Raw genomic sequence first — 26,082 nt, 5'->3', positions numbered from 1 at the left:
CGGCCGACGATCGTGCGGCCCGCCGCGGAAGACCGCTGACACTGGAGCGGGTGACGGGAGTCGAACCCGCCTCTCGACCTTGGGAAGGTCACGTTCTACCGATGAACTACACCCGCACAGCAGCGCTGGCTGCGGCAACGGAGTCTACACAATCGGCGACGCGTCGTGGCAATCGCCGGCACAGTGCGGCCCGGCCCGGCCGGCACGGATCGTAGATTGTGGTCATGGCCAGCTCACGACGGCTCGAGGACGGCATCGAGCGGGACTTCGACCGGCAACTCTCCTACGGTGACTACCTGCATCTGGACGAGATCCTTGGCGCCCAGCACCCCCGCTCGCGTCCGGTGCATCACGACGAGTTGCTGTTCATCATCCAGCACCAGACCAGTGAGCTGTGGCTGAAGCTGATGTTGCACGAGCTGGTCAGCGCGCGGGACGGATTCCGCAGCGACGAGGTGCCGCTGGCGCTGAAGCGGCTGGCCCGGGTCAAACACATCCAGCACACACTGACCGATCAGTGGTCGGTGCTGGCCACCCTGACGCCGAGTGAGTATCTGGAGTTCCGCGACTTCCTGGCGTCCTCGTCGGGTTTTCAGTCCTACCAGTACCGCGCGGTGGAGTTCATCCTCGGCAACAAGGACGCCGAGATGATCGAGGTACACCGGCACGACGACCGCGCTGCCGCGATGTTGACCGCGCTGCTGGACTCACCCACCCTGTACGACGAATTCCTCCGACACCTGGCGCGGCAGGGCTACCCGATCCCGGACGAGGTGCTGGCCCGCGACGTCAGGGCGGCCTACCAGCAGCGCGACGGGCTGCTCGAAGCGTTCAAGATCATCTACTCCGACCCGCAGCAGCATTGGGGCGCCTACGAGACCTGCGAGGAGCTGATCGACATCGAGGACAACTTCCAGCTCTGGCGCTTCCGGCATCTGAAGACCGTCGAACGGACCATCGGCCACAAGGTCGGCACCGGCGGCTCCAGCGGCGTCGACTTCCTGCACAAGGCCCTGGATCTGACCTTCTTCCCCGAGCTGTACGCGGTCCGTACCGTCCTGGATCCGCCGCGTCGGCGCGATCACGCCTGACACGTCCGGTCCTGGAAGGGAGTGCTGCACGGCTGCGCGGAGCCGACGGCTGACCTCAGGGACTGGCCCTATTCAGCCCCGAACCCTGGGCTTCACCGCCGAAAACCGTCGCCATCGCCTGTTCGCCGGATTACCGTGGCACGGTGAGCATCGAGCAACCCGAAGCGTCCGGCCCGGCCCGCCCGGACGCAGCGCCCGCCGGCGGCCTGCGCGCGTCGGACGCCGATCGCGATCAGGTCGCCACCGTGCTGAGCACCGCGTTCGCCGAGGGGCGGCTGACCCGCGAGGAGCACGATGACCGTCTGAACCAGGCGATGGCGGCCAAGACCTTCGCCGAGCTGGTCCCGCTGACCCAGGATCTGGTCTACACCGGAAGCCCGGCCGCGATCGTCGATCAGCCGCAGGATCAGTCCCGGCGGATCGACACCACCGGCGCGACGTCCGAGCCGGAACGGATGCTGGCCGTCTTCGGTGGCAACAGCCGGCAGGGACGCTGGCGGGTCCGCAAACACATTCAGGCCTACGCCCTGTTCGGCGGCCAGGACCTGGACATGCGGGAGGCGATCTTCGAGAGCCCGGTGGTCGAGATCTCCGGCTTCTGGTGCTTCGGCGGGATGGACATCAAGGTGCCGGAGGGCGTCGAGGTGCGCGATCAGACGATGGGGATCTTCGGCGGCTCCGAGGTGAAACATCTCGGCGAGCCGGAGCCCGGTGCCCCGGTGCTGGTGCTCAAGGGCGTCTGCCTGTTCGGTGGCGTCAGCGTCAAGGGCACCGCCAAGTCCAAACGCAAGTGGCACTGACCGCCGCACAGCACAGATCCCGTAGGGTCGGGAGCATGGAGTCGCTGTTCGCCCCACCGGGCCAGGACTGGCAACCGATCTCACCGAAGTACCGTTCGATGCGTCGCCTCTGGTCGACGATCTGGATCGCACTGATCTTCAGCGCGGCCGCGATCTACGTCGGCGCCGGATTCGGCCTGTGGTGGCTGGCCGCGATCATCTGGGTCGTCGCGATCGGGATCGGCATCGCCCGCTGGGTGGTGGTCGGCCGGAACTGGAAGTCCTGGGGGTATCTCGAACGCGAAGATGATCTCTACATCACCCACGGGGTGTTGTTCCGTCGACTGACCACCGTGCCGTACGGCCGGATGCAGGTGGTCGAGGTCCGCACCACCCCGCTGCAGCGCGCCTACGGCCTGGCCACGGTCCAGTTGGTCACCGCCAGCGCCGGCACCGATGCGGTCATTCCCGGACTGCTGCCGGACGAGGCGGCCCGGCTGCGGGACCGGTTGACCCAACTGGGTGAGGCACAGGCATCCGGCCTATGACCGATCAGCCACCCGCCGTCCCGCCGACCGACGATCAGGCGAGTCCTCCGCTGGACAGGCCACCGTTGAAACAGACCGAACGGCCGCATCCGCTGACCCCGTTGATCAGGGGCTGGATCGTCTTCGTGGTGATCTTGTTCGCGATCGGACGGCAGCTGATCCCCGACGAGAGCGGACGCTCCAATATCGGCCAGTTGGTGAAGCTGGGAGTCGGCTGGATCCTGCTCGGCGTCGGCGCCATCGTCGTCCTCGCCGCGGCCGCGGGCTTCCTGTCCTGGTACTTCACCCGCTACGTGATCGACGACGAGGAACTCCGGGTGGAGACCGGCTGGCTGGCCAAGAGGTCCCGCCGGATCGCGTTCCAGCGGGTGCAGTCGGTCGACATCATCCAACCGCTGGCCGCTCGGTTGTTCGGCCTGGTCGAGCTGAGGATCGAGGCCGGGGCCGGAGACAGCCGTACGGTGCTGCGCTATCTCACCCGCAAGCAGGCGACCCAGTTCCGGGACTATCTGCTGGCTCGGGCGCACGGCGATCAGGTGACCGTCGCCGGGTCCTCGCAGCTACCGGAGGCGAGCGCGTTCACCGATCTCAGCGCGGCCGAGCGGACCCTGGTCACGATCAACCCGGGCCTGCTGGTGCTGGGGCTGGTCCTGTCGACGGAGTTCGCGATCTCGGTCGCGGTATTGATCATCGTCGTGGTCGTCAGCAGCATCGCCGGCTCGCCGGTGGTCGGCTTGGCCGGGTTGATCCCGATGTTCCTGACCATCGTCAGTCTGATCGGCCGCCGGGTGACCGCACAGTTCAACTACACGCTGGCCGAGTCCTCACGCGGCCTGCGGATCAGCCGCGGTCTGACCAATCTGACCAGCCAGTCGTTGCCGCTGAACCGGATCCAAGGGGTCAGGATCGTCCAGCCACTGCTCTGGCGGCTGCTCGGGCTGACCCGGGTGGACGTCGACGTGCTCGGCTACGGGGCCAACAGCGAGCAGGGCGAGAACAACACCGACGTCTCCAACATCCTGCTGCCGATCGCCCGCGACGAGCAGGTCCGGACGGCACTCTCCCGGGTACTGCCGCGCGCCGATCTGGAGTCCATCGAGCTGCACCCCTCGCCCAAGCGAGCCCGCGCAATCCGCTGGTTCGACGGCTGGACGCTGCGCTACGGCTGGAACGATGCGGTGATCATCAGCCGGCACGGCTTCTTCGACCGCACCACCGACGTGGTGCCGCATGCCAAGACCCAGTCGGTGCGGATCACCCAGGGTCCGCTGCAGAAGGCATTGCAGTTGGCCAGCGTGCATGTGGACACGCCGAAGGGGCCGGTCAACCTGGTCGCCCTGCATCTGGATCCGCCGGATGCCCGCCGACTGGCACTGGAGCAACTCGATCGCGCGCGCAACGCGCGGCGAGCCGCGCTCCCCGGATCCGGCACCGTGGCCGACGAGGCGGTGCTGCAACGCTTCGGGCTGACCGGGGTGGCTCCGCTGGGGTCCGGCGGCGAGTCGATCGTCTATCCGCTCGGTGATGATCATGTGTTGCGGGTCTACCGCTCCGGCCACGAGTCCGCGACTCGGATGATCGAACAACTGGCACCGGCCTACCGGGCGTTCTCCCAGGTGTCGTTGGGGTTTCGGACCCCGGTGATCGTCGAGTCCGGTCAGGTCGCCGGGCGCACCTACTCCGTCGACCGTCGGATGCCCGGACAATCGCTGGACGGCTGGCTGCCGACGGCCCCTGCCGAGCAGCGCCAACCGGTGCTCGATCAATATCTGCGGGCCGCCGCGGCGATCCAGCGGCTACCGCTGCCTGCCCCGGAGTTCGCACGCCTGTTCGGCGACCGGCTGCGACGCTTCGACTCCCTCGGAGCGCTACTCGAAGATCAACTGCGGACCGCCGCACGGCAGACCGCCGAGACGATCGACCAGGAGTTGCCGGCCGCGGCCGTGGAGCAGGTGATCGGCGAGTTGCACCAGCGACGGGCCCAACCTGCGCTTGTGCATGGCGACTACTTCCCCGGCAATGTGATGGTCGGGGAGCAGAACGGGGCGATGATCGTCACCGGCGTCGCGGACTTCAGTCCGCACACGCTGGCCGCCGATCCGCTGATGGACGTCGCCGGCGCTATCTGGTTGATAGGCCTGGCAGGTCATCCTGGAGCCGATGATGATCAGCGATTCGTCTACGACCGAGCGATCACCCTGTACGGCGGCGAGCAGCCAGCTGACCTGATCCACTGGCTCGACGTGTACCGCCGCTACTACGCCGTCTATTACGCACCCGATCCGGCGATCTTCCCGATCTCGATGCGACACCTGGCGAGCTGATCGACCGGGCAGCTGATCACGTCCGGGAGCATGATCATCTCCGTCGCTCGCCGCGACACCAGGAACCGACAAGCCGATCTTGCCGGATGGAGGGAACCGAGCTCCCTATCCTGACGTCACACCCGCGCCGGACACTCCCGTCCGGATGACTGAGTGCCGAGATCAAGGAGTTTGGACCGTGTCAGGTCAAGCCTTCCGTCCCCCGTTCCGTTTCGCCTCCCTCAGGATGGCCCTGGCCGGCACCGCCGCCGCCGGCCTGCTCACACTGGCCGCCTGCACCGGCTCGACCGGTTCCGGCGAAGACGCCGCACCCGATTCCGGCTCGTCGGCCCCCGCATCGTCGGCACCGGCATCCTCGGCACCTGCTTCTTCGGCACCGGCATCGTCGGCCCCTGCCTCCTCGGACTCCGACGAGGGTGATTCGACAGGCAAGCCGACCAAGGACGAACTCGTCGCCGGGCTGGTGAAGTACTACGCGTCGACCGGCGTCACCGGTGCTGCGGCCGACAAGACGGCCGCCTGCCTGGCCGACAAGATCTACGGCACCATGAGCGCCGACGCCCTGAAGTCCTTGGCCGAGGGCAAGCTCGACGGCTCCGCACTCACCGGCGGCGACGCTCAGGCTTTCGCCAACGCTAGCGGCGCGTGCGTGAAGGAGATGACCGGCGGCGGCAGCTGATCGCCGGTGCGCCAGGAGATCCAGTAACGATCACCCACCGGCCGGTTCGTCGGCCGGCGACCAGCCGGCGCACCGGCCGGCGCACCAAGCAAGCACTGATCTCTTCGGGCTACTGTGGCCGACTGTGCCGTGCCCGTATAGATCAGCGCCTCCCGGGGCCCGCTAATCTGCACCCATGACCGCAAGCACAGCAGCTTCGAAGGACTCGTCCGATCGCCTGGTCCTCGGCATCGACATCGGCGGCTCCGGCATCAAGGGCGCACCTGTCGACCTGGACAAGGGTGCGTTCGCCGCCGAGCGGGTCCGGATCGACACACCGGCCAAGTCGACACCGGAGAATGTCGCCAAGGTCGTCTCCCAGATCGTCGGCGCCTTCGCCGACCAGATCGGTGACGGACCGATCGGGATCACCATCCCCGCAGTGGTAACCCACGGCACCACCCGTTCGGCGGCCAACATCGACAAGTCCTGGATCGACCATCCTGCGGAGAAGACCTTCGAGGACGTGCTCGAGCGTGATGTCGTGCTGGTCAACGACGCCGACGCTGCCGGCATCGCCGAGGTCCAGTACGGCGCCGCCAAGGGCCACGACGGGGTCGTCCTGTTGACCACGCTCGGCACCGGGATCGGCAGTGCGCTGATCATGGACGGCGTGCTGGTGCCGAACACCGAGTTCGGCCACATCGAGATCGACGGGCACGACGCAGAGTCACGCGCCTCGGCCAAGTACAAGGAGGACAAGGACCTCTCCTACAAGGTTTGGGCCAAGAAGCACCTGCAGCGCTATTACGAGGTCCTCGAAGCGTTGACCTGGCCCGACCTGTTCGTGGTCGGCGGCGGCGTGAGCAAGAAGGCCGACAAGTTCCTTCCACTGTTGGAACTGAATGCCGAGATCGTTCCGGCCAAGCTGGAGAACCGGGCCGGCATCATCGGCGCCGCCTACCTCGCCGACAACTGGAAGGGCTGATATCGGCGCGGCCTACATCCGGTCGGGCGCCTGGATGCCCAGCAGGTCCAGGCCGGTGGCCAGCACCCGCTGAGTGGCCACGCAGAGCGCCAGCCGGGACCCGCGGACGTCGCCCTCGGACTTCAGCACCGGACACTGCTCGTAGAAGGTCGAGTACGCAACCGCGACGTCGTGCAGGTAGCCGCAGAGTCGGTGCGGCTGCAGGGTCTCGGCGACCTCGTTCACGATCTCGGCAAGGCGCGGCAGCAGCAGCGCCAGGGTCTGCTCGGCCGGCTCGTCGAGCACGGTGATCTTGTCCGGCACCGGGATCTGGTCGGCCTCGGCCTTGCGCAGCACCTGGTGGGTCCGGGCGTGCGCATACTGCAGGTACGGTCCGGTGTTGCCGGTGGTGGCGACCATCCGGTCGATGTCGAAGACGTAGTCCTTGTTCAGACCGCTGGACAGATCGGCGTACTTGATCGCGGCCATCGCGACAGCGGGCGCGGCCTTCTCCTCGGCGGCGTCCAGCAGATCGACGAGCTTCATCGAACCGCCCTCGCGGGTCCGCAGCCGCTTGCCGCCCTCTCCCAGCACCATCCCGTACCGGACGTGTTCGGCCGACACGTCATCGGGCAGGAAGCCGGCCTTGCGGGCAACGGCGAACACCTGGTCGAAATGGAAGCTCTGCTCGGCGCCGACGACGTAGATGATCCGATCGGCATGCAGTTGGTTGACCCGCCGCCGGATCGCGGCCAGATCGGTTGTGGAGTAGCCGAAACCGCCGTCGGTCTTGCGGACGATCATCGGCGCGTTGAAGCCCTCGACGAAGACACAGAGTGCGCCCTGGTCGATCACCGCGGCACCGCTGGCCTCCAATTCGGCGACCACCTTGGCCAGATCGTCGTTGTAGCTGGACTCACCGGCAAGATCATCATCGGTCAGCTTGACGCCGAGCCGGGCGTAGACCTCGTTGAACGCGACCTTGGAGATCTCGATCAACTTCCGCCAGATGTCCAGCGTCTGTTCGTCGCCGGACTGCAGCAGCACGACCCGCTTCCGTGCCTTGTCTGCGAAGGCCGGATCCTCCTTGAAGTGCGCCGACGCCCGCTTGTAGAGCTCTTCGGCCGACACCAGATCCAGTGACATCGGGTCGACGCCTTCTTCGAGGATCTGCTCCACCAGCTGGCCGAACTGGGTGCCCCAGTCGCCGATGTGGTTCTGCGGGATCACCGTGTGTCCGAGCGCGCTGAGCACCCGATTCAGGCTGTCCCCGATGATCGTCGAACGCAGGTGCCCGACATGCATCTGCTTGGCGACATTGGGCGCGGAGTAGTCGATCACCACGGTCTGCGACTCTGCGGCCGGTTCGATGCCGATCCGCTCGTCGTTCAGCTGCTCGGTGACAGCAGCGGCGAGGGTCTCCGGCTTGAGCCGGAAATTGATGAAGCCGGGCCCGGCCAGCTCCGGGGGCTCACAGATGTCGGAGACGTCCAACTCGTCGACGATCCGCTGGGCGACCTCTCGCGGCGGCTTGCCTTCCTGCTTGGCCAGTCGCAGCGCGACGTTGGACTGGAAGTGGCCGAACTGAGGCTTGGTCGCCGGCCGCAGCTCCGGGTCGATTCCGGTGATCGACTGGAGCCGGGTGCTGAGCGTGGAAGGAAGGGACGTCATGATGCGCCCATTATCTCATCACGGTGATCAGCTGACGAACCGTTACCGGTTCAGCGCCCGGACTCCCGGACGGCACGGACGAACGGGGCCAACTCGGCCTCGTCGGACGCTTCCTGGAGCGCCTCGCGCAGCGCGCGGCTGTTGGTCGGTCTGGCCTGCTTGAGCAACGTCTTCCCCGCTGCGGTGACGTCGGTGTAGATGCCCCGCCGGTCGGTCGGGCAGAGATACCGCTCCAACAGCCCACGGTCCTCCAGTCGGCTGACCAGCCGGGTGGTCGCGCTCTGACTCAGCGCGACCGCGTCGGCGACCTGGGCCATCTGCAGGTGACCGCCGTCGCCGTTGTGCTGGCGACTGAGCACCTCCAGCAGCGAGAACTCCCGGACGCTCAGCTCGTGCTTCTTCTCCAGCTCCCTGCCGACGTGGGCGTCGATTCGATCATGGAGCAGACCCAGGGCTGACCATCGCTGGGCCAAGGTCGTCGACGGTGTCGACTCGGCCATCACTCTCACCGGTTCCTTCCCTACTCCAACAAACACCCGACTCGTCAGAACGGCCGGCTCGCCGTCCGTCGTGATCAGAACAACACCATCCGCCGGCCGCGCCTTCCGTCGTGTGCGGCAGATCACGTCATCCGACGCCATCCAGATTAGCGCGGCCGGAATATACCCGCGCCTGCAACTATTGCAGTGAGTGCGTATCCACCGTGGGACACGTCCGCACACTGTTCACTGTCTGCTAGGAATCCCATGCCTCTCGCATTGCTGGCGCTGGCCATCGGCGCCTTCGGAATCGGCACCACCGAGTTCGTCGCCATCGGCCTGCTCCCCGACGTCGCCGCCACTTTCGGCGTCTCCATCCCGACCGCCGGTTGGATGGTCAGCGGTTATGCCCTCGGCGTCCTGGTCGGCGCCCCACTGATGATGGCCCTGGGCACCCGCATCCCCCGTAAGCAGATGCTGATGCTGCTGATGGGCATCTTCGTCATCGGCAACATCGTCTCCGCGCTGGCACCCGCCTTCGGAGTGCTGGTGGTCGGCCGGCTGATCGCCTCGTTCACCCACGGTGCCTTCTTCGGCATCGGCGCGGTGGTCGCGGCCGAGATGGTCGCCAAGGAGAAGCGGGCCGCTGCGATCGCGTTCATGTTCACCGGCCTGACCGTCGCCAACGTGGTCGGTGTCCCGCTGGGCACCTTCGTCGGCGTGCATGCCGGCTGGCGGGCGACGTTCGGCATCGTCGCCGGTCTCGGCCTGGTCGGCCTGCTCGGCGTCGCCACCTTGGTTCCGCGACTGCCGCGACCGGAGGGCGTCCGGCTGCGCCAGGAGATTCGCGCCCTCGGCAACGTCCAGGTGATCTTGGCGATGCTGATGACGGTGCTCGGTTTCGGCGGGGTCTTCGCCGCCATCACTTACCTGGCACCGATGATGACGACGGTCGCGGGCTTCGCGCCGTCCTCGGTGAGCTGGCTGCTGATCGCGCTCGGGGCCGGGATGGTGATCGGCAATCTGATCGGCGGCCGGTTCGCCGATCGTGCACTGATGCCGATGCTCTACGTCACGCTCGGAGCGCTGACGCTGACGCTGGCCGTGTTCACCGTCACCGCACACTCCCAGGTGCTGGCCGCGGCGACGGTGCTGGTCATCGGTGCGCTCGGTTTCGCGACCGTGCCGCCGCTGCAGAAGCGGGTCCTCGATCAGGCCAAGCTGGCACCGACTCTGGCGTCGGCGATCAACATCGGCGCCTTCAACCTGGGCAACGCGCTCGCCGCCTGGCTGGCCGGACGGACGATCGCCGCAGGCTGGGGCTACACCTCCGCCAACGTCGTCGGCGCCGCGATGGCCGCCGCCGGACTCGGCGTCGCGGTCCTTGCCGGGGTCCTCGAATCCCGTCGGCCGGCCGTGGTCGACGTCGCTCCGGCCCAGATCCAGTCGCCGGTCGGCTGATCAACCAGCACGGGCCGGGATTTGCGCCAGACGAGACGCCTGAGCAGGTCCCGGACAGCACCCGTTACCGTGGGCGCACGGAAATCCGTGAGCCCGGAAACCGTTTGTACGACAGCTTCGCCCCGCGCCGCCCGCCGGAACGGGGTCGGAGCATCAACCCGAGGAGTCAGTTCTCTATGGCACAGGTCCCCACCATCACCCTGAACGACGGGCGCGCCATCCCGCAGCTCGGCATCGGGGTCTGGCAGGTGTCCGATGACGACATCGTCCCGACCGTCAGCAAGGCACTCGAGGTCGGCTACCGGCACGTCGACACGGCGCAGGGCTACCAGAACGAGGAAGGCGTCGGCAAGGCCATCGCCGCCTCTGGCATCGCCCGCGACGACCTCTGGGTCACCACCAAGCTGGCCAACGGCAAGCACGAACGCAGCGACGCCGTCGCCGAGCTGAAGGTCAGCCTGGAAAAGCTCGGTCTGGAATACGTCGACCTCTACCTGATCCACTGGCCGCAGCCGCTGAACGGCGACTACGTCGAGACCTGGAAGGGCATGATCGACGCCCTGGAACAGGGACTGACCAAGTCGATCGGCGTCTCCAACTTCCAGCCCGAGCATCTGGACAAGATCGTCGAGGCGACCGGCAAGATCCCGGCCGTCAACCAGATCGAGGTGCACCCGACCTTCGCCAACCAGGCAGCAGTGGACGGCAGCACCAAGCACGGCATCACCATCGAGTCCTGGAGCCCGCTCGGCCTCGGCTCCGATCTGAAGAACGAGACGCTCGGCGAGATCGCCGCTGCGGCCGGCAAGAGCCCGGCCCAGGTGATCCTGCGCTGGCATCTGCAGAAGGGCTACGTCGTCTTCCCGAAGTCGATCACCCCGTCCCGGATCGAAGAGAACTTCGACATTCTCGACTTCGAGCTGAGTGCCGACGACCTGGCCCGGATCGACGCCCTGGACGAGGACAACCGGACCGGTGGCCACCCGGACAAGATGAACTGATCACCGTCACGTCCCGTACTTCTCGCGCAGCCCCGGTCCGCTCCGGACCGGGGCTGCGTGCTGTCATGGGGCAGGAGTCGGGCACGATTTCGGGAGGGAGCCGATGCCGATCCTTGACGTCGTCGATGCCGAGGCCGGTGGTGATGTCGGTCGGGTGGTCGTCGCCGGATTCGACCCGCCACCGGGCAGATCGGTGGCCGACCAGGCCCGTTATCTGCGCGACGAGGCCGACGGGTTGCGGCGCGCGCTGATTGCGGCGCCGTACGGCGAGCCGTCCCAGAGCATCAACCTGGTGGTTCCCGCGCTGACTCCCGAAGCCGACGTCGGCCTGATCATCACCGGCACCATGGGCTATCCGGGCTTCAGCGGATCGAACGCGATGTGCACCGTGGCAGCGCTGATCGACCGCGGGATCATCGATCCGGCCGACGGCGTTCTGCGGCTGGAAACGCCGGCCGGTATCACCCCGGTGGACGTGCACGTCGCGGGCGCAGCACTGTCGGTGAGCTATCCGGCACCGGTCGCCTACGCCGAACCGGGCCAGCGCATCGCCGAGGTGCCCGGCTGGGGACGCGTCGCCTACACCCTGGCCTACAGCGGCACCTGCTATGTCGTCGTCGATTCCGCCGACGTCGGTCTGCGGCCGACCGCGGCCGCCGTACCGGAGATCCGTCGGTTGTTCGACGCGCTGCTCGACACGATCGGCCCCGAGGTACGCCTCGATCATCCCGACCTGGGTGTGCTTGCCGAACTGCGGTTGGGTCTGTTGGCCGATTCCACCGTTGCGGTGGATCCGACCACACCGGAGACGCCCTGCCCGGTTGCCGTCTACATGGCCGGTGGAGTGATCTGCGAGGGTCCGACCGGCACCGGCACCTCGGCCCTGTTGGCCTGGCTGGCCGGACTCGGCCGGATCGGACCGGGCACCCGACTGCTCACCACCGCGCCGTCGGGCAACAGCTTCACCGGCGAGTACACCGACGACACCATGGTCGGCCCGTATCCCGCGGCCCGAACCCGCGTCACCGGTCGTCCGCGACTGCTGGGCCGGACCACGATCGACCTGCGGACGGACGGCTGAAGCACCAGCAGCGCGGGACTGTGGTGGAACGCCCTGCGGGCCGCAGGCACGCCTGGCAGACATCGGCTGCGGCGCAAACCCACAGGGAATCGCCGGTCGCTCGGTGGAGGACCGCTCATGGCAATCTGGAACCCACTCGTGCGTATCACCGGTGATACATTTGTGGGCATGAGTACCGCAGCACGGCGGGACCACGAGGTTAGCGTGCGCGACCTACGCAACCATGGCGGGCAGGTTCTCGACCGCGTCGTCCGGGGCGAGACACTCACCGTCACGAAGGACGGCACGCCGGTTGCCGAGCTACGCCCGGTGTCTCGGCGCAGCCTTGCACCGACGGAGCTCATCGCACGTGCAAGACGAGCGCCGAAGGTGGACCCCGATCTGCTGCGCCACGACATCGACTCGGTGCTGGACCAGAGCCTGTGAGTCATGAAAAGGGTGTGCTCGACACATCCGCGGTGCTCCGATTGCACGAACTCGAGCCCGGCGACCTACCGATCGACTCCGCGATCACCGCCGTCACGCTCGCGGAGCTTTCCGTCGGACCGCTGCTGGCCCAGGACGATGAGGTGCGCGCTGCTCGTCTTTCCCAGGTGCAGCGCGCCGAGACCGACTATGGAGAGCCGATCCCCTTCGGGGTAGAAGCAGCCCGGGCGTTCGCCCAGGTCGCTGCGGACATCCGCCGATCCGGGCGCAAGCCAGCAGCGCGCGCCTTCGACGCACTGATCGCAGCAACCGCCAAAGCAGCAGGGCTTCCGCTCTACACCTTCAACGCCGCCGACCTCCGCGGAGTAACGGGCCTCGAAATCGTCGCACTGCCACCAGAGCACAACACATAGCCGAACGCGAGCGGTCCCCGACGCGACGGCCATAGGCCCGACCACAATGACCGGGTCGCGCCGCCCGGCGGAGGATCCGCCGCCGGCGGCTGGACTTGTGCTTCCAGGCGTTCCCGCGATGGGCAGATCTCCGGACTTCTGCCTGTACCGATCGGAGGATTCCTGCGACCGGACGATCGACGTTTGGGCGCGACTGGCACGGCCCTATCGGCGAGCAGATACCTCGTTACTCGAGGATCGAGTCCTCAGGCCGCGGATCGACAACTCCAAGCTCGAGTAGCCTGCCGCGACCCCATATTTGCCGGTGGAGGGGACCGGTGAGGCCTGACCGGTCCGAGGATCGACCGCGCCGAGCGCCAAGAACGTGACAGCACTGGGCCCAATCGCCCCGATCGCCCCGGGATGCGGCCACTGGTGATGCGAAATCGGCGCCCGCCCGATCGACCAGCCTCACCACAAGCGGCTCCTCGCCGAAGCACCGACCGTCAGAAGCCGGCAATAGCGTCGACGCGTGCAACACCGCACTGAAGAAGAGGTCGCGGCAGCCGTCCTTGTCCGAGACGGGAAGCTGCTGCTCGGTCACCGTCATCCTCAACGGCGGGCGTATCCGGACGTCTGGGATCTCATCGGAGGTCACATCGAGCCCGGCGAGACCGCGGACGACGCCGTCCGTCGAGAGTGCCGCGAAGAACTCGCGATCACGATCCACCGTGCACGGCCGATCGAGATTCCTTTCCAACCGTCTCAGGTGATCCTGCACGGATTCCTGATCACCACATGGGACGGCGACCCGGTCAACGCAGCGCTCGAAGAACACGACGCGATCGGATGGTTCACCGCCGCCCAACTGCGCGGGTTGCGGCTGGTCGATCACACCTACTCAGCGTGGCTCGCCGAGGTGATCGCGTCAGGGTCGCCAACGCCCCGAGCCGGGCGATGACATCTTGCCGGCCCATCTCGGCTACGTCGACCGGCGGCGGTCGGCGGGCCCTGGGCGATCCGTTCGAGCAGCGAGTCCGCGGTGACCTCGTCGCCCCAGCGACTCTCGATCCACCAGGTCGCGCCCGCCTCCCGGTACGGCTCCAGCCGGGTGTGCACCGCGGACGGGTCGGCGCCGTCGGTGACGCCCTCGACGACGATGTCGAAGTCGTCGATCGTGCGGCGGCGGCTCAGCCAGGCACGGATCTCTGCCACCCGCGGAGCCGCGATGGTCTCCATCGGCGCACCGTCCGGTGCCATGTCGACGGCGATGATGCCGTCCCAGCGGGCCGACCGGGCGAGCGACTGTTCGTGCGGCCATGCGCCGACCGTCCAGATCGGGATCCTGGGCTGTTGCACGGGCCGAGGGCGGAACACCAGATCCGTTGCCTGGTAGTGCTTCCCGCTGTAGTCGAAGCTCTGGCCAGACCAGGCCAGCGCCAGGATGTCCAGGCATTCGTCGAGCTTCTCCCTGCGCAGCTTCCGTTCCGGTCGGTCGGTGTTCACCCGGGCGTAGCCGCCGTCCCAGTCGCCGCCGAAACCGACCGGTACGACGAGCCGGCCGCCGGAGAGATTGTCGACCGTCAACGTCTCCCGGGCGACCTTCCAGGGCCGGCGCCGAGCAAGCGAGAAGACCATCGAGCCGAGCGTGATCCGTTCGGTCTGCACCGACATCGCGCCCAGCGCCACCCACGGATCGAACACCTCCTGCGGCCCGATGCAGATGTCGTCCCAGACGAACACGCCGTCCCAGCCGTACGCTTCGGCCGCGCGCGCCATCGCCACGTAGTCCTGAATGGTCCCCGCCGACGTCACGATCCCGGACTTCATCCCCCAGAACGTACTCCGGTTGCAGGTTGCCCGCACCGACGACCATCACGCTCACGCTCATTCCGGAACACCGCTCGGGGTCGAAATCGGGTCGCACGGAGCGGCGGCGGTGATCGATCATGCTGCGGTGAGATCGTTCGAGGAGTTGATCACCGAGGCCGAGGCGGCCGACGTCGACGGTTGGGGCTTCGGCTGGCTGGCCGGCCGGGCGACCGAGGAACGCCCGCCGTGGGGTTACGCGCGGCTGCTCGCGCAGCGGCTGGCAGCGGCGGATTCTGCGTTGGATCTGGACACCGGGGGCGGTGAGGTGGTCGACGAGGCCGGCACGCTGCCGTCGCGGATGTCGGTCACCGAATCCTGGCCGCCCAACGCCGCACGGGCGCGGAAGCGACTGGAGCCCCGCGGCGTACGGGTGGTCCAGACCGAGTCGGGCGCACCGCTGCCGTTTGCCGACGCGTCCTTCGCGCTGGTGTCCGCTCGACATCCGGTCGCACCGGACTGGCCGGAGATCCGCCGGGTGTTGAAGCCCGGTGGGCACTACTTCGCTCAGCATGTCGGGCCGGCGTCGGCGTTCGAGTTGATCGAGTACTTCCTCGGTCCGCTACCGGAGAACCGCAAGGGGCGTGACCCCGATCGCGAGGCCGAGGCTGCGGAGGCAGCCGGGCTGACAGTGCTGGACCTGCAGACCGCACGGTGTCGGATGGAGTTCTTCGACATCGGTGCGGTGGTCTGGATCCTGCGCAAATGTGTCTGGTGGGTGCCGGACTTCTCGGTGCCGCGTTACCGCGACCAGTTGATCAAGCTCGACGCGTCGCTGCGAGCGGGCACGCCGTTCGTCGCGCATTCGAGTCGACACCTGATCGACGCCGAGCGCCGCTGATCACGATCACCCCAATCGGTAGCCCCGCCGCACGACGGTAGCGACCAGACCGGGGAGATCGAGCGTGCTGCGCAGCCGAGCGATCGCCACCTCCAGTGCGTGATCATCGCCGCCGCCGGGAAGGACCTCGCGCAGCCGGTCTTTGGCCACCACGCTGCCGTCGGCCCGGATCAGCGCGGCCATGATCGCGCTGCCACTGGGCGACAAGGACACCGCCCGGTAACCGACGAGCAGCAAACGGCCCCGCAACTCGACCGGTCCGAGCAGACTGTCGGCCCGCAGTACTCGGTCGGCCAGCTCGTCGCATACCGTACGCACCAGGGCACCGAGCCGGAACCGGTCGGGATGGGCGGGGTCCAGGCCGACCTTACGCAGAGGTGCTGCGGTGACGTTGCCGACCACGACCGGGAGCACGTCGGATCCCAACGCAGCAACGAGTTCGTCCCGCTGCCCGGTGCTTTCGGCGGCCCGCAACAGCGCTTCGGCCGCCGGGGCACTGGTGAAGGTCACGGCGTCGATCTGTCTCGTCAGCACAGCCTCGATCAACCTCTCGACCGGGCGGCTGTCGACCGGGTCGGACCACCGATAAGGAGCGACGGTCAACAGCCGCGCACCGGCCGCGGTCAGCCGATCCAGTTGATCTTGGTCGACATAACCGTGCAGTTGGATCAGAACGGTCCGATCGGCAACGCCGAGTTGCAGCGCGAGATCCACCAGGCTGGCCGTGGTCTCCTCGACACCACTGCCCGCCTCGCTGAGCCCGGCCGCGCGGACCGCGCCACGCGCTTTGGGGCCCCGGACCAGAACGGTCGAACGGTCCAGCACCTCGTGCACCGCGGCACCGAGCCCGGCGGCGTCGGCGGCCTCCAGCCAGCCGTTGAAACCGTACGAGGTGGTGACCAGGGTCAGGTCGGGCTCGGCAGCGATCACCTCCCGGGTCGCCGACAACAGTTGATCATCTTCATCCAGGGTCAAGATCCGCAGCGTCGGCGCATGCAGCACCTCAGCCCCACGGCGGGTGAGGGCGGCGATCAGATCGTCGGACCGGCGATCGGCGGTCACGCCGACGGTGAAACCGGCCAGCGGCTTGTTGGCCGGCATGCTCGACGTCGGACCGGTCGCCCCGGTCCGGGTCCGGGCAGCGTCGCCACCCGGCGGGCTGTCATCCATCGGCTCGGTCACGGTGCAGAAGGTACTCCCTTCCCTCGAACCCGAGCGAGCACCGGTCCCGCCGTGGGGCCGCACGATCATCCCGGCCGACCGACCGGGATGGTCGGCCCACACGCCAACACCGCCTCGTACGGGACCGCCCGGGACTGCTCGTGGGCCAATGGTGGCCGCCACTGTCCGCGTTCGTTCACCCGGGTCAGCGAGGCATCGGCACCGGCCGGCGCGTTGACGAATCCGCGGAATCGTCGCAGCTTCTCCGGATCGGACAGCGTGACGGCCCATTCGTCGGCGTAGTTGTCGACATGGTCGGCCATCGCGGCCTCCAGATCGGCGCAGATGCCCAGAGCATCGTTCAGCACCACGTCGCGCAGATGATCAAGCCCACCGTCCAGGTCGGCGATCCAGGCCGCGGTGCGCTGCAGTCGGTCCGCGGTCCGGACGTAGTACATCACGAACCGGTCGATCACCTTGATCAACATCTCGTCGGAGAGGTCGCCGACCAGCAGTTCGGCGTGCCGCGGGGTGAAGCCGCCGTTGCCGCCGACATAGAGGTTCCATCCCTTGTCGGTGGCAATCACGCCGACGTCCTTGCTGCGCGCCTCCGCACATTCCCGGGCGCAGCCGGAGACGCCCAACTTGATCTTGTGTGGGGACCTCAGCCCGCGATATCGCAGCTCCAACTCGACGGCCATCCCGACCGAGTCCTGCACGCCGTAGCGACACCAGGTGCTGCCGACACAGGATTTCACCGTCCGAACCGCCTTGCCGTAGGCGTGTCCGGACTCCATGCCGGCCTCGACGAGTCGCTGCCAGATGTCGGGCAGTTGATCGAGCCGGGCGCCGAACAGGTCGATCCGCTGACCTCCGGTGATCTTGGTGTAGAGGCCGAAGTCCTCGGCGACCTCGGCGATCACCTTCAGTTTGGCCGGTGTGATCTCACCGCCGGGGATCCGTGGCACCACCGAGTAGGTGCCGTCCCGCTGCATGTTGGCCAGTGCCCGGTCGTTGGTGTCCTGCAGCGTTCCGCGGCCGTCGGCCAGCACGTAGTCACCGCGCTGGGAGGCGAGGATCGACGCCACCATCGGCTTGCAGATGTCGCAGCCACGGTTGATCGGCTTGTCGTCGCTGCGGCTACCGAACCGGTCGACGATCGCGGTGAACGAGGACAGCCCGGCAATCCGGACCGCCTCGAAGAGCTCGGAGCGAGACATCGCGAAGTGTTCGCAGACCGCCTTACCGATCTCGACGCCGGCGGCGGCCAGCTGGGCGTTCATCAGCTTCTGGACCAGCCCGACACAGGAGCCGCACTGGGTGCCGGCGCGGGTGCAGCTCTTCACGCCGGCCAGGTCTGTGCAGCCCTGCTCATGTACCGCTGCCTTGATCGTGCCGGCATCGACGGCGTTGCAGGAGCAGACCTGTGCGTCGTCAGGGAGGGCTGTCGCGCCGGGCAGTTCGGCACCCGCGGCCGCCAGGAAGCTCGCCGGTTCGCTACCGAGCTCGCGGCCGACCATCGGCCGCAACGACGCGTACGCCGCCGCGTCGCCGACCAGGATGCCGCCGAGCAGCGTCCGGCCGTCGTCGCTCATCACCAGCTTCTGGTAGACCCCGCGGGCCGGGTCGGCATAGACCACGTCGAGGCAGTCCGGGGTGCTGCTGAGCGCGTCGCCGAAGACGGCGACGTCGATGCCGGACAGCTTGAGCTTGGTTGAGTCGTCGACGCCGGGGAAGGTCGCCTCCCCGCCGAGCAGCCGATCCGCCACCACCTCGGCCATGGTGTTCGCCGGTGCGACCAGACCGACGCAGCCCCGGTCGGGCAGGCTGGCGACCTCACCGATCGCCCAGATCCGGCGGTCGCTGGTCCGACATGCCCGATCGACGGCGACGCCGCCCCGCGGGCCGATCTCCAACCCCGCCGCACGTGCCAGCTCGTCGCGAGGCCGGATCCCCACGGCGAAGATCACCAGATCCGCCGACAGCCGGAGGCCGTCACTCAGGGTGATCACGAAACCACCGGTCTCGGATCGCTCGATCAGCTCCGGTCGGACATCGCCGTGCACCGGCACGCCGAGGCGATTGATCAACCGGCCGAGCGCCTGACCGCCGCCCTCGTCGAGCTGGCTCGGCATCAGCCACGGCGCCGACTGCACCACCCGGACTCCGAGGCCCTGCTTGACCAGACCACCGGCCGCCTCCAGCCCGAGGAGGCCACCGCCGATGATCAACGCTTCCGGTTTTTCCTTGCCAGCAAGGGAATCCAGATGGTTGCGCATTCGATCGACGTCGGCGATCGTGCGATAGATGTGGACACCGTCGAGGTCTGATCCGGGCACCGGCGGCACCCAGGCCGACGACCCGGTAGCCAGCACCAGGTCGTCGTAGCCGAGCGTCTCGCCGCTCTCGGTGGTGACCGACCGGCGATCGGGGTCGATCGACGTCACCCGTTCGGCTGATCGGAGCTCGACACCGTCGGCCTGCCACAGCTCGGGCGCTCCGAGCTGCAGGTCGCTGTCGGGCTGCCAGCGCTGCGCCAGGTTGACCCGGTCGTACGGCGGCACCGGCTCCTCGCCGATCACAGTCACGGTCCGCCCGGCCAGGCCCCGACTGCTGAGCGCCTCGACCAGCCGGAATGCGGCCGGGCCGCCGCCGACAATGATCGTCCTGCCGGCGCCGGTCAAGGGCGTGCGGCGGTCTTGATCATCAAGCTGTGCGGCCATGTTTCCTCCGGCATCGGTGAGCTGTCAGAAGGCGGATGGCTGATCACCGCCCGGATCCTGACCGTAAGTGGCCGTCGTTTCCCGTCCGATTCACCGGCGTAACGGCGTTGTTGCACCGACCTCACCGGAGGTCGCCGATGCGGTGAGCCGGCCGGAACGGTCTTGTTACGCCGACGTCACGCGGCCCGAAGACCGCGCCCGTAGCGTCATCGCCCAGGGTCGCCGTCAGCGTCGCCAGCCCCCGAGCAGTACGCCCTCTTCCAGCATTGCCGATCTTGATCGGAGCGCCGACGATGAGCCTCACTCGAGAAGACGCCCCCCACGCATCGGGGAATCAACGCAGCTCGACGACCACCCGGCCGTCCAGGCCCCGCGGACGGTGGATCGACGACTGGCGGCCGGAAGACGCGACATTCTGGGAGCAGACCGGCCGGCGGATCGCCCAACGCAACCTGGGTTGGTCGATCTTCACCGAGTTCCTCGGCTTCGTGGTCTGGCAGCTGTGGAGCATCGTGGTGGTGATGCTGCCGAAGGCGGGCTTCACGTTGAGCACGGCCGAGACGTTCTGGTTGATCTCCTTGCCCAGCCTGGTCGGCGCCACGATGCGATTCCCCTACACCTTCATGGTGGGCCGGTTCGGTGGCCGCAACTGGACGATCGTCTCCGCCCTGCTGCTGCTGATCCCGACCACCGGGCTGGCGGTGTGCGTCGGCAATCCGCAGACTCCGTTCCCGGTGCTGCTGGTGATCGCCGGGTTCGCCGGATTCGGTGGTGGCAACTTCGCCAGTTCGATGGCCAACATCACGTTCTTCTACCCGGCCCGGGAGAAGGGCTGGGCGCTCGGTCTGAACGCCGCCGGCGGCAACCTGGGCGCGTCGGTCGCGCAGTTCGTGGTGCCGATCGCGGTGTCGGTCACCGCCGGTGTCGGGCTCAATCTGCCGATCGCCGGCTGGCTGTGGATCCCGTTGATCCTGCTGGCCGCCTTCGGCGCCTGGCGGTTCATGAACAATCTGACCACCGCGCGAAGCGATTTCGCCGGATCGCTGGCGGCGATCAAGGAACCGCACCTGTGGCTGATGGCGCTGCTCTACGTCGGCACCTTCGGTTCGTTCATCGGGTTTGCCGGTGTCTTCCCGAAGTTGATCATCGACACCTTCCCCGCCTACTCCAGCTTCACCGTCGGTTCGGCGGCACTGTCGCTGGCCTTCCTCGGTGCACTGGTCGGCTCGCTCGCCCGCCCGTACGGTGGCCGGCTCGCCGACCGTTTCGGTGGGTCCCGGATCACCGCCGGGGCATTCGTGGCGATGGCCGTCGGCGCGGTCGCGGTGGTGCTGGTGCTGCCGCTGGCGAACTTCGCGATCTTCCTGTCCTGCTTCCTGTTCATCTTCATCGCCACCGGTATCGGCAACGGCGCCACGTATCGGATGATCCCGGCGATCTTCGCCGCCCGAGCTGGCCGCAGCGGCGACGATGATCACCAAGTCAGTCACCAGCGCAAGGCGTCGGCCGCGCTCGGACTGATCGCGGCGATCGGCGCCTACGGCGGCTTCATCATCCCGCAGATCCTCAGCGCCTCGAAGCAGGCGACGGGCGGCTACACCGCCGCCTTCATCGGCTTCGCCGCCGGCTACCTGGTGATGTTGATCATCACGGTCGCGGTCTACGTCCGCGGCACGGCCGGACTCGACGGAGTGCGTGTCTAGATGGCGATCGATCCGGCCGGCTCGATCGCCGGCGAACCGCTCATGGTGGACACCCACTGCCCGTACTGTGCGCTGCAATGCGCCATGACCCTGACCCGTGACGCCGACGGTGAGATCTCCGTCGCCGGTCGGGACTTCCCCACCAACCGTGGTGGGCTGTGCCGCAAGGGCTGGACGTCGCCGGAGCTGCTGCACCGTAACGACCGGCTGACCCGGCCGCTGCTCCGCGACGCCGCAGGGATCCCGCGACCGGTCAGCTGGGATCGCGCCTACCAGGTGATCGTCGACAACATCTGCCGCACCCAGCAGCGGTACGGCAACGACGCGGTCGCTGTCTTCGGCGGCGGTGGGCTGACCAACGAGAAGGCCTATCTGCTCGGCAAGTTCGCCCGGGTCGCACTGCGGACGGCGATGGTCGACTACAACGGCCGGTTCTGCATGTCTTCGGCGGCCGCGGCAGCCAACCGGGCGTTCGGCGTCGACCGCGGATTGCCCTTCCCGGTCAGCGATCTGGACGACGCCAACACGATCATGCTGCTCGGGTCGAACGTCGCCGACACGATGCCGCCGTTCACCCAGCACCTGACCGGCGCCCAGCGGGCCGGCGGTCTGATCGTCGTCGACCCCAGGGTCTCGGCCACCGCCCGGCTGACCGCCGGCGGCTCCGGCGTGCACCTGCAGCCGGCGCCAGGGACCGACCTGGAGCTGCTGCTCGGCATCACCCATGTCGTCCTCACCGAGGGCTTGATCAACAACGACTACCTTGATCGACGCGCCAACGGGCTGGCCGGACTGCGCCGTAGCGTCGCCGACCTCTGGCCGGAACGTGTGCAGTCGATCACCGGCGTTCCGGCCGCGACCATCCGCGAGATCGCCCGGCGCCTGGCCTGGGCGGCTGACAACGGCGGCTGCTATCTGCTCACCGGCCGCGGCGTCGAGCAACACGTCAACGGCACCGACACCGCGACTGCGGCGATCAATCTGGCGCTGCTGCTCGGACTGCCCGGGTCGCCCGACTCCGGATACGGCACGCTCACCGGCCAGGGCAACGGTCAGGGCGGCCGCGAACACGGCCAGAAGTCCGATCAGCTGCCGGGCTACCGCAAGATCACCGATCCGGCTGCGCGACGCCACGTGGCCGCGGTCTGGGGTATCGACCCCGATCGGCTGCCGGGTCCGGGACTGCCGGCCGTGCAACTGCTCGACCGGCTGGGCCGGCCGGACGGCGTCCGGATGCTGATGGTGCACGGCTCCAATCTGGTGATCTCGGCGCCGGATTCGACTGCTCTGGAACGACGCCTGGATGATCTCGACTTCCTGGTGGTCAGCGACTTCTTCCTGTCCGAGACCGCCCGGCACGCCGATCTGATCCTGCCGGTCCTGCAGTGGGCCGAGGAGGACGGCACGATGACCACCCTCGAGGGGCGGGTGGTCCGTCGGCGCGCGGTCAGCCCACCGCCGGGCGAGGCCAAGAGCGAGCTGGAGATCCTGCACGACCTCAGCCGCCGTCTCGGTGCCCCGTCCCCCTTCCCGACCCGGCCGTCGGAGGTGTTCGACGAGCTGGCCCGGGCCAGCGCCGGCGGGGTCGCCGACTACTCCGGGATCGACTACCCGCTACTGGACAGCGGTGCCACCGCTCATTGGCCGTACGTCGACGCCGGCACCCCTCGCCTGTTCGGCGAACGGTTCGGTACCGCCGACGGCCGGGCCGAACTGGTACCGGTCAGACCGACCGAGCCGGTGGACCCAGTCGCCACCGGGACCGGGCTGACGTTGATCACCGGTCGGCTGCTGGAGCACTACCAGTCCGGGGCACAGACCCGCCGGGTCGACACCCTCAACGCCAGCGCCCCGCGGGCGCTGGTGCAGATCCATCCGACGACCGCGGCCGGGTTGGGCATCGGCGACGGCGACGAAGTGCTGGTCGACAGCGCTCGCGGCCGGGCCCGTTGTTGGGCCGAGCTGACCACCGGCATCCGACCGGACACGGTCTTCCTGCCGTTCCACTATCCCGATCGCTCGACGGCCAATCGGCTGACCCCGGCGGTCGCCGACCCGACCTCCGGGATGCCGGAGTTCAAGACGGCTCGGGTGACGGTCTTTCGGGTCGCAGCGATCGGTGCACTGTGATGGCGGCGGTACGCCACCGCCGAGCCCGTCGGCTGGTGATCATCGGCTTCGGGCCGGTCGCCGCCCGGCTGATCGACGACCTCCGTCCGGCCGTCCGGGATCGCAGGCTGCAGATCCTGATCATCGGCGCCGAGAGCGAGCCGGCCTACAACCGGATCATGATCGGCGAGGTGGCTCTCGGTCGGACCGATCCGGAGATGTTGATCATGTCCGACCCTGCCGAGCTGAGGTCCGACGGTGTCGACGTCCGACTCGGTACGGCGGTGATCGACATCGACCGCGGACGCCGGTACGTCACCCTCGGCGACGGCGATCAGTACGCCTACGATCAGCTGGTCTTCGCCACCGGTGCCGCGGCCCGGGCCCCGCGGCTGAACGGGTTGCGCGTCCAACCCGGCGGGACCGACCCGGTGCTGCCCGACGGCGTCGCGGTGCTCCGCGACCTTGCCGATGCGTCGCGGCTGCGCTCGATGACCGGGCCAGGCCGACGGCTGGTCGTGCTGGGCGGCGGTGTGTTGGGGATGGAGCTGGCCCTGACCGCAGCCGAGGAGGGTGCCGCGGTGTTCATGGTGCACACCGGGCGGGTCCCGATGGAACGCAATCTGGACGGCATCGCCGCCGGCCTCGTCGCACGGCATCTGCGACGTCGCCAGGTCACCGTGATCGCCGACGCGCAAGCGGCCGACGTACGACTGGAATCGGGCAGATTCGCCGCCCTCGCGCTGGCCGACGGCCGCCAGGTGGCCGGCGACGCGCTGCTGCTGTGCTGCGGCGCTGCACCGCGGACGACACTGGCCGAACGGATCGGACTGTCGGTCGACAACGGCATCGTCGTCGATCATGAACTCCGGTCGCCGACCGACGACGCGATCTTCGCCATCGGCGATTGCGCTCGGATCCGCTGCGCCGACCCGTCCTGCGATCGATGTGCACCGTACACCGGGCCGAGCGGACTGATCGGCCCCGGCTGGGCGCAGGCCGAGTGGCTGGCCCGCCGCTTGATGGCCGACAAGCCGACCGCGCCGCTGGATGCCGGTTCCGGCAACGCACCGGTGATGATCGTCAAGGCGCCGGGTCTGTCGATCGTCTCCGCCGGCCGGATCGACAGCGATCCGCTGGACGCGCTGCTGGACGACGATGCGAGCACTCCCGGGGTGGCTCAATGGAGCGACCCCGAGCACGGTCGCTACGCGAAGATGATCACGCGCGACGGTGCCCTGGAAGGGCTGATCTGCGTCGGGATGCCGCGAACGGCTGCCGAGTTGACTCTGCTCTACGAACGCCGGGCCGAACTACCCGGCGACCGCTCCGCCCTGCTCCGGCATGACGGCCCGGACCACGCGACCGTCGCCGATCCTGCCGGCCCGGAGGTGACGATCTGTCGCTGCAACGGTGTCACCGCCGGACAGATCGGTGCCGCTGTCGACGAGGGACACGACGACATCGCCGCGATCGGTCGGGCCACCCGCGCCGGCACCGGTTGCGGCACCTGCAAGGACCGCATCTGCGAACTCCTGAACAACCGAGCGAAGGTGGTAATGGCATGACCGCAACCGACCTGTTCATGATCAACAAGACCGCGCGCTGGGTCGACCTGTGTCGCTTCGCCGATCTGGAGCCGGAGTGGGGTGAGGCCGCTCTGGTCGACGGGATCCAGTTGGCGGTTTTCCGGCTCTGGGACGACCGGGTGGTGATCACCGCCAACCTCGATCCGCGGACCGGCGCCGCGGTGATCAGCCGAGGTATCGTCGGCTCCCGCGGGGGCTGCCCGACGATCGCTTCGCCGCTGCACAAGGAGAGTTACAGCCTGCTGACCGGCGACTGCTTCTCCGATCCCGATCTGCATCTGGACATCTTCGACTGCCGCGTCGTCGACGGTCGGGTCGAGGTCGACACCTCCTACGGCGCGGAGTTGGCGGATCGGCCGTATCAGCCGCTGTCCGCTTGATCACCGTCCTTCGACAAGCTCAGTGCCCGGGGTGTGCTGTTCGGCCGGCTGGCAGTGCGGGCACCAGTAGCTCAGCCGTTCCTGGTTGTCGGGACCGAACTCCTCGCTCCTGATCGGCGTGCCGCAGCGTCGGCAGGGGCGACCAGCACGGCCGTAGACCCAGTGCGTCCGACCGGGGCGGCGGTCTCCGGTCGTGCTCTGGTCGAAGCTGCCGCGATTGCTCATCATCAGCTGGTGTGCACGTTCGCAGAGTCGCTCCAGGTCGCCGACCCGGTCGACCGGCATCCGGGGATGGATCCCTTGCAGGAAAAGGACTTCGGCACGATAGATGGTGCCGATGCCGGCCAGGTTGCGCTGATCGAGCAGCGCCTCTCCGACGCTTCGCGCCGACTGCGTCCGGAGCCGTCGGACCGCCTCGCCGATGTCCCAGTCCGCGCCGAGCAGGTCCGGTCCGAGATGTCCGAGGACGGCACTCTCCTGGTCGGTCCTGATCATCTCCAGGACCGGTAGCCGATAGCCGACGGCGGTCGCGCCGGCAACGCCGAGGACGGCCCGGATCTCGTGGCTCGGGCCTGCCCAACGGCGGCCCTCGCGATAGATCCGCCAGGCGCCGTCCATCCGCAGATGGTTGTGCACGGTGTACCCGCCGGACAGTCGGATCAGGAGGTGTTTGCCACGCGGAACGACGGCCAGCACCGCGGCGCCGGTGAGGTCGGTCGTCGCCAGCGCCGGCGTCCGGAACTCCGACCGGGTGAGCGCGCGGCCGGCGAGCGCCAGGTGCAGCCGGCGACAGGTCAGCCAGACGATGTCACCTTCGGGCACCGCGGTC

General features: G+C 68.1%; 23 protein-coding genes and 1 tRNA gene. 17 read left to right on the top strand and 7 right to left on the bottom strand.

The genetic code is table 11. From position 1 onward, the window contains the following. Window positions 1–42 precede the first annotated feature (42 nt). Window positions 43–116 (bottom strand) — tRNA-Gly (locus BLU38_RS15780). Between the two features lie 108 nt (window positions 117–224). Between BLU38_RS15780 and kynA the strand changes: the two genes are divergently transcribed. The 6 genes from kynA to ppgK all read left to right on the top strand — a co-directional run bounded on the left by kynA (window position 225) and on the right by ppgK (window position 6,388). Then, window positions 225–1,091, top strand: a complete 867-nt coding sequence (gene kynA / locus BLU38_RS15775) for a tryptophan 2,3-dioxygenase (RefSeq protein ID WP_091526298.1) — start codon at window positions 225–227, stop codon at window positions 1,089–1,091. Between the two features lie 143 nt (window positions 1,092–1,234). Beyond that, on the top strand, window positions 1,235–1,891 hold the full coding sequence (locus tag BLU38_RS15770) for a DUF1707 SHOCT-like domain-containing protein (protein WP_197679735.1): 657 nt from the start codon (window positions 1,235–1,237) through the stop codon (window positions 1,889–1,891). A 35-nt stretch (window positions 1,892–1,926) separates the two neighbouring features. Then, a complete protein-coding gene (locus BLU38_RS15765; RefSeq protein WP_091526296.1) occupies window positions 1,927–2,418 on the top strand; it encodes a PH domain-containing protein in 492 nt (163 codons plus the stop codon). Then, complete coding sequence (locus tag BLU38_RS15760) at window positions 2,415–4,742, top strand: PH domain-containing protein (RefSeq protein ID WP_091526294.1); 2,328 nt, start codon at window positions 2,415–2,417, stop codon at window positions 4,740–4,742. Before BLU38_RS15765 ends, BLU38_RS15760 begins: the two co-directional genes overlap by 4 nt. 178 nt (window positions 4,743–4,920) lie before the next feature. Further along, window positions 4,921–5,421 carry a hypothetical protein gene (locus tag BLU38_RS31410; protein WP_197679734.1) on the top strand — a complete coding sequence of 167 codons (501 nt, stop codon included), beginning with the start codon at window positions 4,921–4,923 and terminating at the stop codon, window positions 5,419–5,421. A gap of 175 nt (window positions 5,422–5,596) precedes the next feature. Then, the gene (gene ppgK, locus BLU38_RS15750) at window positions 5,597–6,388 is read left to right on the top strand and encodes a polyphosphate--glucose phosphotransferase (RefSeq protein WP_091526290.1); all 792 of its coding nucleotides are present in this window, start codon (window positions 5,597–5,599) and stop codon (window positions 6,386–6,388) included. Between the two features lie 12 nt (window positions 6,389–6,400). Here ppgK and argS read toward each other — a convergent pair whose 3' ends face one another. Both argS and BLU38_RS15740 read right to left on the bottom strand, forming a co-directional pair. After that, the gene (argS, locus tag BLU38_RS15745; RefSeq protein ID WP_091526288.1) at window positions 6,401–8,038 is read right to left on the bottom strand and encodes an arginine--tRNA ligase; all 1,638 of its coding nucleotides are present in this window, start codon (window positions 8,036–8,038) and stop codon (window positions 6,401–6,403) included. A gap of 50 nt (window positions 8,039–8,088) precedes the next feature. Beyond that, window positions 8,089–8,538 (bottom strand): MarR family winged helix-turn-helix transcriptional regulator, encoded by a 450-nt coding sequence (locus tag BLU38_RS15740; protein WP_091526287.1) that lies wholly within the window; start codon window positions 8,536–8,538, stop codon window positions 8,089–8,091. A gap of 246 nt (window positions 8,539–8,784) precedes the next feature. Between BLU38_RS15740 and BLU38_RS15735 the strand changes: the two genes are divergently transcribed. The 6 genes from BLU38_RS15735 (at window position 8,785) to BLU38_RS32385 (ending at window position 13,839) form a co-directional block, all read left to right on the top strand. Further along, window positions 8,785–9,978 carry an MFS transporter gene (locus BLU38_RS15735; protein ID WP_091526285.1) on the top strand — a complete coding sequence of 398 codons (1,194 nt, stop codon included), beginning with the start codon at window positions 8,785–8,787 and terminating at the stop codon, window positions 9,976–9,978. Between the two features lie 176 nt (window positions 9,979–10,154). Beyond that, window positions 10,155–10,979 carry an aldo/keto reductase gene (locus BLU38_RS15730; protein ID WP_091526283.1) on the top strand — a complete coding sequence of 275 codons (825 nt, stop codon included), beginning with the start codon at window positions 10,155–10,157 and terminating at the stop codon, window positions 10,977–10,979. A gap of 103 nt (window positions 10,980–11,082) precedes the next feature. Then, window positions 11,083–12,060, top strand: coding sequence for a proline racemase family protein (locus BLU38_RS15725; protein ID WP_091526281.1), 978 nt, complete (start codon window positions 11,083–11,085; stop codon window positions 12,058–12,060). 168 nt (window positions 12,061–12,228) lie between these two features. Then, window positions 12,229–12,486: a type II toxin-antitoxin system Phd/YefM family antitoxin gene (locus tag BLU38_RS15720; RefSeq protein WP_172836158.1), complete on the top strand. Its 258-nt coding sequence runs from the start codon at window positions 12,229–12,231 to the stop codon at window positions 12,484–12,486. Then, window positions 12,483–12,899 (top strand): PIN domain-containing protein, encoded by a 417-nt coding sequence (locus BLU38_RS15715; protein WP_331715043.1) that lies wholly within the window; start codon window positions 12,483–12,485, stop codon window positions 12,897–12,899. Before BLU38_RS15720 ends, BLU38_RS15715 begins: the two co-directional genes overlap by 4 nt. A gap of 511 nt (window positions 12,900–13,410) precedes the next feature. Next, entirely contained in the window at window positions 13,411–13,839 is a 429-nt protein-coding gene (locus BLU38_RS32385; protein ID WP_091526279.1) for an NUDIX hydrolase, read from the top strand. Here the strand turns inward: BLU38_RS32385 and BLU38_RS15705 are convergent. Then, window positions 13,776–14,708 carry an LLM class flavin-dependent oxidoreductase gene (locus BLU38_RS15705; protein WP_091526277.1) on the bottom strand — a complete coding sequence of 311 codons (933 nt, stop codon included), beginning with the start codon at window positions 14,706–14,708 and terminating at the stop codon, window positions 13,776–13,778. The genes BLU38_RS32385 and BLU38_RS15705 overlap by 64 nt on opposite strands. Before the next feature lie 127 nt (window positions 14,709–14,835). On the opposite strand from BLU38_RS15705, the gene BLU38_RS15700 reads away from it, so the two are divergent. Further along, the gene (locus tag BLU38_RS15700; RefSeq protein WP_091532541.1) at window positions 14,836–15,588 is read left to right on the top strand and encodes a class I SAM-dependent methyltransferase; all 753 of its coding nucleotides are present in this window, start codon (window positions 14,836–14,838) and stop codon (window positions 15,586–15,588) included. Between the two features lie 6 nt (window positions 15,589–15,594). Here the strand turns inward: BLU38_RS15700 and BLU38_RS15695 are convergent, their stop codons facing one another. Continuing rightward, window positions 15,595–16,770 carry a uroporphyrinogen-III synthase gene (locus BLU38_RS15695; protein WP_231919867.1) on the bottom strand — a complete coding sequence of 392 codons (1,176 nt, stop codon included), beginning with the start codon at window positions 16,768–16,770 and terminating at the stop codon, window positions 15,595–15,597. 65 nt (window positions 16,771–16,835) lie between these two features. Further along, entirely contained in the window at window positions 16,836–19,472 is a 2,637-nt protein-coding gene (nirB, locus tag BLU38_RS15690) for a nitrite reductase large subunit NirB (RefSeq protein ID WP_091526275.1), read from the bottom strand. Between the two features lie 293 nt (window positions 19,473–19,765). On the opposite strand from nirB, the gene BLU38_RS15685 reads away from it, so the two are divergent. The 4 genes from BLU38_RS15685 to nirD are packed head-to-tail and all read left to right on the top strand — an operon-like array spanning window position 19,766 to window position 25,253. After that, complete coding sequence (locus BLU38_RS15685) at window positions 19,766–21,175, top strand: MFS transporter (RefSeq protein ID WP_091526272.1); 1,410 nt, start codon at window positions 19,766–19,768, stop codon at window positions 21,173–21,175. After that, window positions 21,176–23,305: a molybdopterin oxidoreductase family protein gene (locus BLU38_RS15680; RefSeq protein WP_231919866.1), complete on the top strand. Its 2,130-nt coding sequence runs from the start codon at window positions 21,176–21,178 to the stop codon at window positions 23,303–23,305. Beyond that, on the top strand, window positions 23,305–24,852 hold the full coding sequence (locus BLU38_RS15675) for an FAD-dependent oxidoreductase (RefSeq protein ID WP_091526270.1): 1,548 nt from the start codon (window positions 23,305–23,307) through the stop codon (window positions 24,850–24,852). The genes BLU38_RS15680 and BLU38_RS15675 overlap by 1 nt, the downstream gene beginning before the upstream one ends. Beyond that, window positions 24,849–25,253: a nitrite reductase small subunit NirD gene (gene nirD, locus BLU38_RS15670; RefSeq protein WP_091526268.1), complete on the top strand. Its 405-nt coding sequence runs from the start codon at window positions 24,849–24,851 to the stop codon at window positions 25,251–25,253. Before BLU38_RS15675 ends, nirD begins: the two co-directional genes overlap by 4 nt. On the opposite strand, the gene BLU38_RS15665 is transcribed toward nirD, so the two are convergent. After that, entirely contained in the window at window positions 25,254–26,075 is an 822-nt protein-coding gene (locus BLU38_RS15665; RefSeq protein WP_091526266.1) for a DNA-formamidopyrimidine glycosylase family protein, read from the bottom strand. Window positions 26,076–26,082 lie beyond the last annotated feature (7 nt).

This window comes from Microlunatus soli (assembly GCF_900105385.1).
Lineage (GTDB): Bacteria > Actinomycetota > Actinomycetes > Propionibacteriales > Propionibacteriaceae > Microlunatus > Microlunatus soli.
The sequence above is the reverse complement of the archived record's forward strand: the minus strand, read 5'-3'. Positions and strand labels throughout refer to the sequence as shown.

Bases quoted from the DNA above. Each gene is read 5' to 3' on its own strand.
- BLU38_RS15675 (WP_091526270.1), top strand. From the start codon at position 23,305: ATGGCGGCGGTACGCCACCGCCGAGCCCGTCGGCTGGTGATCATCGGC.
- nirD (WP_091526268.1), top strand. From the start codon at position 24,849: ATGACCGCAACCGACCTGTTCATGATCAACAAGACCGCGCGCTGGGTC.
- BLU38_RS15730 (WP_091526283.1), top strand. From the start codon at position 10,155: ATGGCACAGGTCCCCACCATCACCCTGAACGACGGGCGCGCCATCCCG.
- argS (WP_091526288.1), bottom strand. From the start codon at position 8,038: ATGACGTCCCTTCCTTCCACGCTCAGCACCCGGCTCCAGTCGATCACC.
- BLU38_RS15720 (WP_172836158.1), top strand. From the start codon at position 12,229: ATGAGTACCGCAGCACGGCGGGACCACGAGGTTAGCGTGCGCGACCTA.
- kynA (WP_091526298.1), top strand. From the start codon at position 225: ATGGCCAGCTCACGACGGCTCGAGGACGGCATCGAGCGGGACTTCGAC.
- BLU38_RS15680 (WP_231919866.1), top strand. From the start codon at position 21,176: ATGGCGATCGATCCGGCCGGCTCGATCGCCGGCGAACCGCTCATGGTG.
- BLU38_RS15765 (WP_091526296.1), top strand. From the start codon at position 1,927: ATGGAGTCGCTGTTCGCCCCACCGGGCCAGGACTGGCAACCGATCTCA.
- BLU38_RS15705 (WP_091526277.1), bottom strand. From the start codon at position 14,708: ATGAAGTCCGGGATCGTGACGTCGGCGGGGACCATTCAGGACTACGTG.
- nirB (WP_091526275.1), bottom strand. From the start codon at position 19,472: ATGGCCGCACAGCTTGATGATCAAGACCGCCGCACGCCCTTGACCGGC.
- BLU38_RS15725 (WP_091526281.1), top strand. From the start codon at position 11,083: ATGCCGATCCTTGACGTCGTCGATGCCGAGGCCGGTGGTGATGTCGGT.
- ppgK (WP_091526290.1), top strand. From the start codon at position 5,597: ATGACCGCAAGCACAGCAGCTTCGAAGGACTCGTCCGATCGCCTGGTC.
- BLU38_RS15760 (WP_091526294.1), top strand. From the start codon at position 2,415: ATGACCGATCAGCCACCCGCCGTCCCGCCGACCGACGATCAGGCGAGT.
- BLU38_RS15740 (WP_091526287.1), bottom strand. From the start codon at position 8,538: ATGGCCGAGTCGACACCGTCGACGACCTTGGCCCAGCGATGGTCAGCC.
- BLU38_RS15735 (WP_091526285.1), top strand. From the start codon at position 8,785: ATGCCTCTCGCATTGCTGGCGCTGGCCATCGGCGCCTTCGGAATCGGC.
- BLU38_RS15685 (WP_091526272.1), top strand. From the start codon at position 19,766: ATGAGCCTCACTCGAGAAGACGCCCCCCACGCATCGGGGAATCAACGC.